This window comes from Streptomyces sp. NPDC041814 (assembly GCF_055590565.1).
The window spans coordinates 310,254-323,939 of the sequence record NZ_JBVJAM010000004.1; the positions used below are offsets into that span (position 1 = coordinate 310,254).

Consider the following 13,686-nt stretch of genomic DNA (forward strand, 5'->3'; position numbering starts at 1 on the left):
TCAGGCGCTAGGGGGTGAGCCGTACGCCCATCCACTGCTCGGCGCCCCACGCCTCGAAGCGGTGGATCTCGGTGAAGCCGAGCGTGGCGGCGAGGCGCATCGAGGGGGCGTTGGCGGTCTGTGTGAAGAGCACCACGGGTTCGCCGGGGAACGACCCGGCGAACCGGTCGAGGACCGCTGCGCACGCCTCGGCGGCGTAACCCCGGCCCCAGGCCTCCGGCAGCAGCAGGTAGCCCAGTTCCACCTCCCCGGCGTCCGGACGGACCGCGTCCGGACGGTCCAGGTCGCGCCGTTTCAGCTCGACGGTGCCGATCATCGCGCCGTCGAGCTCGATCACGAAGTGCCCGGGGCGCCTTCCGGGTGTCTCCGGCAGGGCGCGCTCGCACTCGTCGCGCGGGCGGGCGCCGCCCAGGTAGGTGTTCACCTCCGGTGAGGCGAACAGCTCCACGAACGCCGGGCGGTCCCGGCTCTCGGACTCGCGCAGCACGAGCCGTGCGGTGTGTATCGGCGCGGGCGGCCAGGGCAGGAAGCTCGGTTCAGCCATGGTCGGCAACCTATCCCAGGGGCCGTCCGAGCCCGGGGCTCTGCCGTCACCTGGCATGGGCGATGCTGTACCCCCGCCCGCCGCCGACTCCGGAGCTCTGCCCCGTGCTGTTCGCCGTCACCCGTACCGAGCTCGTCGCCCTCTTCGGCGAGGGCCGGATGGCCACCCTGCCCGCCGCCGCGTTCCCGCCCTGTGCCGCCCGCACCGAGGGGGCCCGCCTCCTGCAGACCGTGGGCGCGCCCACGGGGACGCTCTCGCTCCGGGGCCCCGACCCGGAGTCTGGACTCCTCCCCCGCGTGCGGGAGGTGGCCGACACCGACGAGGACGCAGGCGAGTGGCCGGTGATCGGGTGGCTGCTCAACGCGCACCTCGCGCTCGACCCGGGCTCCGGGACGGTCTGCGCCGTCGACCCGGACGAGGAGACCGTGCGGGCACTGCACGCGGATGTCTCGTCCCTCACCCACGTCACCCAGCGGCTCCAGCGGCTGCTGGACACGTTCGACTTCGGCGGGGACGGGGCCGACGAGGAGGCCGGCTTCGAGCGCCTGGAGCGCGCGGTGGACCACATCCGGCGGACGACGAGTGCCGTGGACCCGCTGCCCTTCGCGGACGGGGAGTCGGTGTGGTCGGTGGTCGCCGACGAGATCGCCATGGGGCAGCGCTTCGCGCACGGCAGCCCGGGGGCCTCGTTCCTCTACGGCTGACCCGCTCCGTGGCGGGTCTGCGACGCGTCGTCAAGTCGCCACGTGAGACCAGCCGTTGGAGTTGCCGTCGCTGCCAGGATCAGGGCGTTCTCGCTCTCCGTGATCCTTGGAGGTTCTCTCCGTGCAGGTCAGATCCCTCGCGACCGCCGCCGGTCTGGTGGCGGCGCTCATACCCATCGGTGCCGCGCAGGCGGCGGGGCCGTCCGTGCCGGTCACCGCCGCCCGCGCCGCCGCCGTCACCACGCTCAGCGTTCCGTTGCCCACCGGCGACTCGGTGACCGTCGAGCGTGCGGGCGACGATCTCCGTTCGGCGACGGTCACCCCGGCCGCCGGCCGTGAGGGGGTCTCCTTCACCACCAGTTCGGTGGGCGACGGCGACCTCAGCGTCGTACCGGAGGACGCCGGGCCGCTGCTCGCCGCCGGGCGCGTCGACCCTCGTCTCTTCGACATCGGCGCCCTGCTGGACGCGGGCTACGGCGTGAAGGGGACCACCGCCCGGGGCGCCCTGGGGGTGATCGTCCAGCACGGCAGGGGCAAGACCGCCGCGAGCAGAGCGCGGGACGCCGTCGGCGGTGCGGCCCGGCCCGGGCGGGCCATCGCCCGGCTCGGCCTGACCCCGCTCGGCCCGGACGACGGCGCGGACGCGGCCACCACCTGGAAGCGCCTGACCAAGGGCACCGGGCACGCGCTGGCCGGCGGTGCGACCAAACTCTGGCTCGACGGGCGGATGCGCGTCGCCCTCGACAAGAGCGTGCCGCAGATCAACGCCCCGCAGGCGTGGGCCGACGGCTACACAGGCAAGGGCGTCACGGTCGCCGTCCTCGACAGCGGTTACGACTCCGACCACCCGGACCTGGCCGGCCGGGTGACCGTCTCGGCGAACTTCCTCGGCGGGGACAGCGCGGAGGACGACAACGGGCACGGCACGCACGTGGCCTCCACGATCGCGGGCGTCGACAGCACGTACCGGGGCGTCGCCCCGGACGCCTCGCTCGCCGTGGGCAAGGTGTGCGACAGCACCGGGACCTGCCCGACCTCCGCGCTGCTGGCCGGCATCGACTGGGCGGTCAACACCGTGCACGCCAAGGTGGTCAACCTGAGCCTCGGCGGCCCGGCGGACGAGACGGACCCCGCGATCGCGGTCATCAACGACCTGTCGGCGAGCACCGGCACGCTCTTCGTCGTCGCCGCCGGCAACGACGGCGAGTTCGGCACCGGCACCGTCGGGGCGCCCGCCATCGCGAACGCCGCGCTGGCCGTGGGCGCCGTCGACTCCGAGGACGAGCTCGCCCCGTTCTCCAGCCGGGGCCCGCGCCCGAGCGACAACGCGGTGAAGCCCGACCTCACCGCTCCCGGGGTCGCCATCGTGGCGGCGAAGATGGGCGGCGGCCACACCTCCAAGAGCGGTACGTCGATGGCGACCCCGCACGTGGCGGGCTCCGCCGCGCTGGTCGCCCAGGCACACCCGGACTGGAGCGGTGAGCAGATCAAGACCGCGCTGATGAACAGCGCGGTGCCGAACGCGAAGCGTTCCGCGTACCAGCAGGGCACCGGCCGGGTGGACGTGGCCCGCGCCGAACGGCAGACGGTCCTGGCCTCCCCCGCGAACCTGACGACGACCGCCGGCTGGGCGGACGGAGCGGGCAAGGACACCGAGCACACCGTCACCTTCACCAACTCCGGTGACAGCGACACCACGCTCGCTCTTGCCGTCGAGAAGCCGCTGTCGCCGACCGCCCAGCCGGGCAACGCGGAGCAGTTCTCGGTGGACCGCGACACGGTGACCGTCCCCGCGCACGGCAGCGCCACGGCCACCGTCACCACCCGTGCCGCCCTGCTCCCGCACGGCCCGTGGTCCGCGGTGCTCACCGCTTCGAAGGGCGGGCAGCCCGTCACCCGTACGGTCCTCGCGGTCGACAGCGCCATCCCCAGCCACCGGGTAACGCTCCACGCGGAGCAGCGGGACGGCACCCCGGCGACCGGTTCGGCGCTGATGGTCAATCGCTGGACCGGTGACCGCTATCCGGTCCGCCTCACGTCGGGCACCGGTACGGTGACGGTGCCCGAGGCCCAGTACTGGGTCGGGATGACGATCACGAGCGGCGCCGGTGCGGAGCGCTCGACCACCATGGCCGTCACCTCGGTCACCCCGCTCGCGGACACCGACGTCGACCTGGACGCACGCACCGCCGTGCCGGTCGGTGCCGATGTGCACGACGACGCGGCGCGGGCGACGGCCGTGCAGGCGGCCCTGGCCGTTCCGGCCGGCACGGGGTCGTACACGCTGAGTGTGGTCACCACCGGCGAGCGCGCCGGGCAGTCGCTGTACGCGACGCCGTTCGCGGACGAGGACGCCACGTACCGTACGTTCGCGGTGTTCGCGTCCGAGGGCGCGTCCTCGCAGGCTCCCAGCCCGTTCTTCTACCACGTGGCGCACACCTGGAACCACGGCGTCCCGGCCAAGCCGTCGTTCTCGGTCAAGCGCGGGGACCTGACCGAGGTGCGCGAGCACTTCAACGCGCAGGGGGCTCCGGCGGCGGGCACGTCGGGGGCGACTCCGGACGACGATGTGCTTCTTCCGCTCTTCATCGACCAGGCGGTGCGGTTCCCGTCGGTCGTGCGTGACTACCGGACGCCGGGTGAGTGGCTCGACCGGGCCTCGATCGCCGGCCGTCAGTCCATCGCCACCTCGACGGAGAAGTTCGACGGGCGCTCCGTGCACCGGCTGGACTTCGCTGCCGCGGTGGTGGGGCCCGGGCTGCCGGCGGCGCCCGCGTACCGGGTGAACAACTCCGTGGTCTGGGCCGGGATGCCGTGGCTCGCCGACGGTGACGGCACGCGCGGCGGCTCCGACTGGGGCGCGACCGGCACCCTCTCCCTGGCCAAGGAGGGGCAGCAGGTGGCCGCCTGGAGTGCTGTCGGCAGCGGGAAGACCGTCACGGTCCCGGCCGGGCCCGGGCGTTACACCCTGAGCGCGGACATCAGCCGTGACCAGGCATACGCCGCCCTGTCCACCCGGGTGCGGTCGGAGTGGGCGTTCGACTCGGACACCGACGACGGCGCCGGGACGATCCTGCCGCTGATGGCGGTCCGCTTCACCCCGTACGGCCTCGACGACTCGGGGAGGGCCCTGAGCCTCGTCCCGACACCGGTGGATGTGCGGGTGCAGCGGGCGCCGGGGGCGGTGGAGGCCACGGTGGGCCCCGTCGAGCTGGAGGTCAGCTGGGACGACGGTGGCACCTGGAGCACGGTGAAGGTCACCGACGGCCGGAACGGGAAGCCCTCGCACGCCCTGCTGACCGCGCCGCCGCGTGCCTCGTACGCCACACTGCGAGCCACGGTCACGGCGAGTGACGGCAGCACGGTCAGGCAGACGGTGACTCGCGCTTTCGGCGTCAACAAGCCCTGGTGATAGTCGAACTGACGAGTTGACGGGCCGGTCCTCACTCGGGGACCGGCCGTTCCGGGGTGGCGAGGTCACGTCATGACGCACTTTCGCCACCGCCGGCCGGGCGGCCTCGGCAGGCCCTTTCAGGCCAGCAATGATGCGGTGAACGGGCCTCGCTGCGGGGTTTCGGGGCTCGCGACAGGGTGGAAGCCGTCGACAACACTGAGGCCCATGCCCGATCTTGGACGACCGAAGAGGACCCACGGGGCGGACGCCTCGCCGGAGCAGGTGCGCGCCGTCTTCCGCCGGCTGGCGGAGGATGTGCGGCACGCCGAGGCGGCGGTGGCCGAGCTGGTCCGCGCCCAGCCGCCGACCGAGGGGCCGGTGCGGGTGGAGACCGTGGACGGGGCGGCCGCCCAGGCGCGGCGGATCCTTGAGCTGGAGACCGGCGCGCGGCACACGTTCCAGGCGTTCCTGACGGGCTTGAACAGGATCACGCCGGTCCCCCAGACGCTCGCCCCGTCACCGGATACGGTCTCCGGCGACGGGGAGACCGGGGCTCCGCCGCTCAGCGCTCCGCCCGAGGTCACCTACCAGCTGCTGGTCGACCGCGACTTCCTCGCCGAGCCGGCGGCGGTGGCGGCGCTGGAGGAGCGGGTGCGGCGCGGCGAGCAGGTCCGGGTGGTCGACAGCCCCCTGATGAAGCTGGCCGTGGCGGACGGCGAGACCGCTATGGTCCAGTTCAGCCCGGAGCGGGCGGTACTGATGCGGCAGCCGCTCACCACACTCGTCACGGAGCTGTTCGCCACCGCGTGGCGGCACTCGCGCCCCTATCTCCGCGAGGTCGCCGAACTCTCCCCGGTGGACCGGCAGATCCTGCAGCTGATGCTCTCCGGGCTGACGGACGCGGCGACGGCGAAGCAGTTGGGCACCTCACCTCGGACGGTGCAGCGCAGACTGCGGGCACTGATGGACCTGGCGTCAGTGACGTCCCGCCTCCAGCTCGGCTGGTACGCGATGCGCAACAACTGGATCTGACCGGTCTCCCATGTCCGGGGGGTGGCGAGTGTGCGCCACCGGGAGGCGCTGACGCACACTCGCCAGCGGCACGCCTTGTCGCGGTGTGCGGGGCTCCGCCACGATCCGTGGGGTCTCCCCGCACTCCCCCCGTGTCGACAAGGAGCCCTCCGTGCCCGGAAACAGACGGTATTCCCTTCTGGCGGCGGCCGCCGCCCTCACCCTCGGACTCAGCGGACTGGGCCAAGTCCCGGGCTCGGCATCTCCGTTACCACTCGCCAAGTCGGGTGCGCAGCCCCAGTCGACGGAGCATCAGGTCACGCTCGTGACCGGGGACGTGGTGCGACTGACGCAGTGGCCGGACGGGCGTCGCTCGGCGATGCTCGTGCCCGAGGGCGGCACCGTACGCCACAACGCGTACATCACCGAGTCGCCCGACGGCCTGTTCGTGATCCCCGAGCAGGCGCGCGACCTGGTCGACTCCGGGAAGGTCGACGCACGGCTCTTCAACGTCACGGCCCTGGTCGAGCAGGGGTACGACGACGCGCGCGCCGCCGACCTGCCGCTGATCGTCTCGTACAGCTCCGATGACCGTGCGACCCGGGCCGCGGTGCCCGACGGCGCCGCCCGCACCCGCACGCTGAAGAGCCTGGGAGCCGCCGCGCTGCGTACGCACAAGAAGCAGGCGCACGCGTTCTGGGACGAGGTGGTGCGCCCCGGGAGCAAGGAGCGGCGGTCCACCCTCGACGGCGGCATGACCCGGATCTGGCTCGATGCCAAGGTGACGGCCTCGCTCGACCGGAGTGTTCCCCAGATCGGCGCGCCGGTCGCGTGGAAGGCCGGCTACGACGGCAGCGGGGTGAAGGTCGCCGTGCTCGACAGCGGCATCGATGCCACCCACCCCGATCTGAGCGGGAAGGTGGTGGAGTCCCGGAACTTCACCACCGAGGGCGATGCCGACTCGGTGGTCGACAACAACGGCCACGGTACCCATGTCGCGGACACCGTCGTGGGCAGCGGTGCGGCGTCCGGCGGGAAGTACAAGGGGGTGGCACCGGGGGCCCGGCTGGTCATCGGCAAGGTGCTCGACAAGAACGGGCAGGGCACCACGTCCTCCGTCATCGGCGCGATGGAGTGGGCCGCGCACTCGGGCGCGGAGGTGATCAGTATGAGCCTGGGCAGCGGTCCGGGCAACGGCGACGACCCGTCGAGCCTCGCAGTGGAGCGGCTGACCGAGGAGACCGGGGCGCTCTTCGTGATCGCCGCCGGGAACGACGGCCCCGCCCCGGGCACCGTCTCGAACCCGGCCACCGCGCCCTCCGCGCTGGCCGTCGCGGCCGTGGACCACAACGACGTCACGGCGTCCTTCTCCAGCCGTGGCCCGCTCGCCAACAGCGTCCTGAAGCCGGACGTCGCCGCGCCGGGCGTGGGGATCGTCGCGGCGCGGGCCGCCGGGACCTCCGAGGGCCAGGTGGTGGACGAGCACTACACATCGCTCAGCGGTACCTCCATGGCTACCCCGCACGTCTCGGGCGCGGCGGCGATTCTCGTACAGGAGCACCCCGACTGGTCGCCCCGGCGGCTGAAGGACGCCCTGATGTCCACCTCCGAGTCCGTCGCGGGGGCCACCGGTTACGAGCAGGGCGCGGGGCGGGTGGACATCGGGCGGACGACCGCGCGGTCCCTCTTCGCGACCGGCTCCGTCGGCTTCGGCTTCTTCAAGTACGGGGCCGAGAACGCCCCGGTGACCCGGACCGTGGAGTTCCGCAACGACGGGGACACCGCGCGGATGCTGGACCTGTCGGTACGCGGGGACAACGGGCTCGGCGCCTCGCTGCCCGCCGGCATGGTGACGGCGTCGGCGGATTCGGTGACGGTGCCCGCGCACGGCACCGTCGAGGTGGGGCTGACCGCCGACCCCGGGGCGGGCCTGAGCGGGCGGATCAGCGGCACGCTCACCGCCGTGCCGCGCGACGGTTCGGGCAGCGTGCACACGGAGTTCGGGCTGGTCAAGGAGGACCAGGTGGTCTCCGTCACCGTGCACGCCGTCAACCACGCGGGGCAGCTCGCCTACCGCAACAGCGATGCGAGCCTCTACAACCTGGACACCGGGGCGGTCTCCACCGTCCCGTTCAACTCCAAGGGCGACGCGACGTTCCGGGTGAAGCCGGGCACGTACAGCCTGATGGGCTTCCTCGCGGGGTTCGACGAGGCGGGCAAGCAGGTCACGGACTTCACCATGGCGGGCGATCCGCAGCTGGTGGTCGACAAGGACCGTACGGTCACGCTCGACGGGACGGCCGCCAAGGAGGTCAAGGTCAAGACCCCGACCCCGGCGGAACACCGGGGCCTCATGATGGGGTACGAAAGGTCCAGCGGTTCGCGTTCGGTCACCCAGATCGCGCAGCTCGACCAGTACGTGGACCACGTGTACGCGCTGCCGACCGAGAAGGCGTCGCGTGAGCGGTTCACCCTGTTCACCCAGTGGGTGATGTACACCCCCGAGATACGCATCGACGCGCTCGGCCGGGGCAGGGTCAACGATCCGGAGTACGTCGTCGGCTCACCGAAGCTCGACGGGATCTCGCTGCGGAAGGTCGTCCCGGTGGGCACCGCCTCGCCGGCGGACCTCGCCGGAGTGAAGCTCTCCGACCGGATCGCGCTGATCCGGGCGGACGCGGGCGTCCCGCTCACCGACCAGGTGGAGGCGGTGGCCGGCGCGGGTGCGAAGGCGGCGCTCGTGTACACCACCGCGCCGGGCCGGTTCCTCGCCTCGGCGGGCACGGCGGCATTGCCGGTCCCCGCGCTCACTCTGGACGCGGGTCCGGGGCGGAAGCTCGCCGAGCAGGCCACGTCCGGGCATCAGTACCTGCTGCTCTCGGCGGAGGCCGACAGCCGGTACGCGTACGATCTGCTGTTCCCGTGGGACGGGCAGGTGCCCGAGGACACCACGCTGAAGGTGGACTCCACCACGACCGCTCGCATCGAGGCCGACTACCACTCCCAGACCCCGCACCCCTACGCGCAGGACCTGCGCTGGGGCTACCGTCCGGGCCAGGTGGCCGCCACCTCCTGGAGCACCCCGCGCCCGTTGCCGGCGCCGGCACACCGTACCGAGTGGGTGTCGGCGAACGGGGTGACATGGCGTCACCTCGTCTACCTGGACAAAGAATGGGGCAGCCACTACAGCGGTCCGATGACCGACTACGCCCCCGGCGACGTGATCAAGGAGGACTGGCTCAAGCAGGTGGCGCGCCCGGCCGTCCCCGAGAACGACCCGGAGTACATACCGGCGCGCGGGGCGACCCAGATGGGTCTGGCCATCACTCCCTGGACCGACTCCGAGTCCGGGCATGACGGGGTGTACTCGTACGCCACCGACACGTTCACCACCACGCTCTCCGCCCACGGCGAGGTGCTGGCGAAGCGCATCACGGCCGTCGGCTCGTTCCCGGCGCCGTACGCGGAACCGACCGAGTACACCCTCACCATGGACAGCGCGCGGGACGCGGACTACTGGAAGATGTCCACGCGCACCCACTCCGAGTGGCGCTTCACCTCGGCCCGTCCGGAGTCGGGCACGGTCCCGATCCCGCTCCTCCAGCTGTACTACGACCTGCCGCTCGACCTGCTCAACCGGGCGCCTGCGGGACGGAAGTTCAGCTTCTCGGTACGCACCGAGGAGCCCGGCACGGCAGGCCCGGTGCGAGCACGGACGCTGGCCGCCGAGGTGTCGTACGACGACGGCGCCACCTGGAGCCGGGCGACGGTCTCCGGTGGCACGGAGGGACGGTTCACCGTCTCTGCCCACCACCCCAGGAAGAGCGGTTACGTGTCCCTGCGCATCGGCGCGAAGGACGCCGACGGCAACACCGTGGAGCAGACCGTCACACGGGCGTACGCCATCAAGTGAGGCATCGGTGAGTGGCCCCGGACTTGGTCGCGTCCGGGGGCACTCGGCGTTCCTCGACATCCACCGTCCGGACGGTCGGTTGGCGAGTGGGCGCCATGTCGCCAACTCGTCAGCGCACAGCCCCCGGTGACTCGGTGTACCGCTCCCATACTGCTGAGGTCACCACCTCGTGATCGTTCGTGTGAAGGAGAGTGCGTGTTGAGGCACATCCCCCACGACGGCGCACGCTCGCCGCAGCCCTTCAGTGTCATGAGCCTGCCACTGATCGGGGTGCTCCCCGCGTCGCCGGCGGCTCCGCCCGAGCCGAGCCCTCACGCGCAGAAGACGGCCGGCGCGGTACGTGACATGAGGTTCACGTTGCACGTCGACGAGCGCAGCTCAACCTGCAGTTCGCGAGCCCGGCCGACCAGCCGCTCGTGAACGCCGTCCGCGTCACCCACCGGCCGGACCTGGGCTGACCCGCACCTGTCAGCGCGGTCGCCCATCGGAAACCCTCAGGAAAGAGAGTCCGTACGTGAGACAGCAACTCTGGAGACGCCACGGCCTGCTGGCCGCCGCGCTCACCATGGCCATGGGGGTGCCGCTCCTCGCGGCGGTGCCCGTGGCGGCCGCTCCCCCGCCCCCGCCGGTGAGCGACCTGCGGAGCAAGGCCGACGCCGAGGTCGTCCGGCAGCTGGACAAGAAGGACACCGCGACCTTCTGGGTGCGCCTCGGCTCGCAGGCCGACACCTCGGCCGCGAAGAAGCAGAGAACGCGGACGGGCCGGGACAAGGCCCTCATCGCCGCCAAGAAGAAGCACGCGGCGAGCAGTCAGGCCGGCGTCGAGGCCCTGGTAAAGAAGGCGGGCGCGCACGCCACCTCGTACTGGATCAGCAACACGCTGAAGGTCACCGGCGACAAGGCCCTGGCGCAGAAGATCGCCGCCCGGCCCGAGGTCGCCGCGATCGAGCCCGACCGGCTGTTCCAGCTGCCCGAGGAGTTCCCGGCCGAGCAGGAACCGAAGGTCAACGGCGTCGAGTGGAACGTCGACAGCATCGGCGCGCCCAAGGTCTGGGACGAGCTCGGCGTGCGCGGTGACGGCATAGTCATCGGCAACATCGACACCGGCGTCGACTACCAGCACTCGACGTTGATGAGCAAATACCGCGGCCTGAAGCCGGACGGAACCTACGACCACGAGTACAACTGGTTTGATGCCACAGCGAGTTGCTCTGGTGAGGCCCCGTGTGACGACCACGGGCACGGCACGCACACCATGGGCACGATGGTCGGCGACGACCGCGACGGCAACGCCATCGGTGTGGCACCCGGCGCCCGGTGGATCGCCGCCAAGGCGTGCACCCCGGCAGGCTGCCCGCAATCCGCGCTGATGGCGGCCGGCCAGTGGATGCTGGCCCCCACGGACCGCTCCGGGAACAACCCGCGTCCGGACCTCGCCCCCGACGTCATCAACAACTCGTGGGGCGCCGACATCATCGACACCTGGTACAAGGAAATGGTCCAGGCGTGGCGCGACGCCGGGATATTCCCCGCGTTCTCGAACGGCAACGCGGGCCCCGGGTGCGCCACGGCCGGCTCCCCCGGCGCGTACACCAACACCTACGCGACCGGTGCCTACGACAGCGACGGCGACATCGCGTACTTCTCCTCCCGCGGCTCCGGCGAGGGGGGCGCGGTCAAGCCGGACATCTCCGCGCCCGGTGTCGACGTCCGCTCGGCGGCGCCCGGCGGCGGGTACGCCGTCATGTCGGGTACGTCGATGGCCTCACCGCACACCGCCGCGACCGTGGCGCTGATGTGGGCGGCCTCGCCCGCGATCCGCGGTGACGTCGCGGCGACCGAACGGCTCCTGGACCGCACCGCCCACGATGTGGACGACACCACGTGCGGCGGCAGCGCCGCGAACAACAACGTCTACGGTGAGGGCCGGCTCGACGCGTACGAGGCCGTGGCGTCCGTGCCCCGGGGTCCGCTCGGCGGCCTCACCGGCACCGTCACCTCGGCCGGTGCCCCTCTGGCCGGCGCGACCGTGGAGCTCGACGGGCCGATGAACGCCCTCGCCGAGACCCACGCCGATGGCACGTACAGCCTGCCGAAGCTGATGGTCGGCGCCTACCGGATCAAGGTCACGAAGTACGGATACACGCCCGCCGAGTCCACCGCGACGGTCACCGAGGGTGCCACCGCCACCGGTGACCTGAGCCTCGCCGTCGCCCCCACCGGGACGTTGAGCGGCACCGTGAACACCCTCTCCGGGCCTGAGGCCGGTGCGAAGATCGTGGTCGCGGGCGCCCCCGCGAGCACGACGACCACGACCGGGTCCGACGGCAGCTACCGCCTGGAGCTTCCCTCCGGCACCTACCAGTTGACGATCACCCCGATGTCTCGGTGCGCCACGACCGGTGCGTTCGGCGTCGAGGTGACGGCCGGAGCCCACGCCAAGGACTTCGCGCTGCCCGACCGCGGCGACCGGTTCGGGACCGTCTGCCGAACCGCACGGGACACCTCGTTCCCGACCGGTGAGACCCGGCTGAGTGTCAGCAGCGACTACGAGGGCACCGCCACGGTCAACTTCCCCTTCCCGGTGGCGCTGTACGGCAAGACGTACTCCAAGGCGTCCGCCAACGTCGAGGGCTACCTGAGCTTCGAGACACCGGTGAGTCTCAGCTCCAACCGGTCCCTGCCGTACACCGGCTACCCCAACGGCTCGCTCTACCCGTTCTGGGACAACCTCCAACTGTCCACGAACGAAGGCGGCATCTACTGGTCGTCCCGGGGCACCGCGCCGCACCGCGAGGTGATCGTGGAATGGCGGAACATGGTGCCCAGCACCGACCGCACCCAACGGCTCGACTTCTCCGTGGTGATCGGCGAGGACGGGACGTACTCCTACCACTACGCCAACATCACGGGCGCCACCTACGGACGCGGTGCCGGGGCCACGATCGGCGCCGAGAACGCCGACGGCACCGACGCCCTCCAGTACTCGTACAACGAAGCCTCGGTGCAGAACGGCCTGTCCGTGGAGTTCCTGCCGACCCGGAGCGCCGCCCTGAGCGGAAGCGTCACCGACGGAAACGACGGCAAGGCGCTCGCCGGTGCCACGGTCACGGTCAGCCGTGACGGCGAGCCGGTCGCCACCGGGACCACGCTGTCGAACGGCACCTACCTGGTGCAGACACCGGTGACGCACGACAAGGCGGACTACGAGGTGACCGTCTCCGCCCCGCACTACGCGGCGTACAGCCGTTCCGTCGCCCTGGCTACCGGCTCCGCGGAGCAACTCTCGACGGCCCTCGCGACGGGCAAGGTCACCGCCACCCCGGCGTCCGCGACGACCGTCGTCGTCCCCGCCGAGGAGAGCCGGACGCGCACCGTGACCCTTGCCAACTCCGGCGCCGACACGGCGTACACCGTCACCGAGGCGGACGGTGCCACCTGGTTCACGGCCGCCCCCGCCGAGGGCCGCGTCACCAAGAGCGGTGAGCAGAAGGTCGTCCTGACCTACGACGCCCACGGCGTAGCACCCGGCACCGTCCTCAAGGGCACCGTCGTCATCGCCTCCGACAGCGGCCGCGCGCCCGAGATCAAGATCCCGGTGACCGTTTCCGTGCCCGGCTACCGGACCGCGATCGACAGCGGCGCGGGCAAGGCATTCACCGACTCCGCCGGTGAGGTCTGGTCGCCGGACGTGAAGTACACGGCGGGGTCGTACGGATTCATCGGCCAGTCCACGAAGGTGACGACCACCAACGCCATCGAGGACACCGACGACGACAAGCTCTTCCGCACGGCCCGCGAAGGCGCCGTGGAGTACCGCTTTGACCACGTCCCCGACGGTACCTACCAGATCGAGCTGGACTTCGCCGAGCTGGGCGAGGTGGCTGCCGGCAAGCGGCTCACCGATGTGCTGGCCGAGGGCTCGGTGCAACTGCCCGATCTGGACATCGTCCTTACCACCGGCGGCAGTTACCGCGCGCTGGCCAAGTCCTTCACGGTCAAGGTCACCGACGGTCAGCTGAACCTCCGCCTGGTCCCGACCGGTGCGGAGAAGACCCTCGTCAACGCCGTCCGCGTCACCCAGCGCCCCGACCTGAGCAGCTGACCACATGAGGAGAGC

General features: G+C 71.7%; 6 protein-coding genes. 5 read left to right on the forward strand and 1 reads right to left on the reverse strand.

Annotation, left to right across the window (positions count from 1 at the left end; translation table 11 throughout):
- Positions 1-7: 7 nt before the first annotated feature.
- Complete coding sequence (locus ACZ6C6_RS13910) at positions 8-544, reverse strand: GNAT family N-acetyltransferase (protein WP_469202363.1); 537 nt, start codon at positions 542-544, stop codon at positions 8-10.
- Positions 545-648: 104 nt separating this feature from the next.
- On the opposite strand from ACZ6C6_RS13910, the gene ACZ6C6_RS13915 reads away from it, so the two are divergent.
- The 5 genes from ACZ6C6_RS13915 to ACZ6C6_RS13935 all read left to right on the forward strand — a co-directional run bounded on the left by ACZ6C6_RS13915 (position 649) and on the right by ACZ6C6_RS13935 (position 13,671).
- Positions 649-1,248, forward strand: a complete 600-nt coding sequence (locus tag ACZ6C6_RS13915; protein WP_469202702.1) for an SUKH-4 family immunity protein — start codon at positions 649-651, stop codon at positions 1,246-1,248.
- Between the two features lie 121 nt (positions 1,249-1,369).
- Positions 1,370-4,660 carry a S8 family peptidase gene (locus ACZ6C6_RS13920; protein WP_469202365.1) on the forward strand — a complete coding sequence of 1,097 codons (3,291 nt, stop codon included), beginning with the start codon at positions 1,370-1,372 and terminating at the stop codon, positions 4,658-4,660.
- Positions 4,661-4,867: 207 nt separating this feature from the next.
- Positions 4,868-5,674, forward strand: a complete 807-nt coding sequence (locus ACZ6C6_RS13925; RefSeq protein WP_469202367.1) for a sigma factor-like helix-turn-helix DNA-binding protein — start codon at positions 4,868-4,870, stop codon at positions 5,672-5,674.
- Positions 5,675-5,825: 151 nt separating this feature from the next.
- Positions 5,826-9,566, forward strand: coding sequence for a S8 family peptidase (locus ACZ6C6_RS13930; RefSeq protein WP_469202369.1), 3,741 nt, complete (start codon positions 5,826-5,828; stop codon positions 9,564-9,566).
- Between the two features lie 514 nt (positions 9,567-10,080).
- On the forward strand, positions 10,081-13,671 hold the full coding sequence (locus tag ACZ6C6_RS13935; RefSeq protein ID WP_469202371.1) for a S8 family serine peptidase: 3,591 nt from the start codon (positions 10,081-10,083) through the stop codon (positions 13,669-13,671).
- Positions 13,672-13,686: the final 15 nt, after the last annotated feature.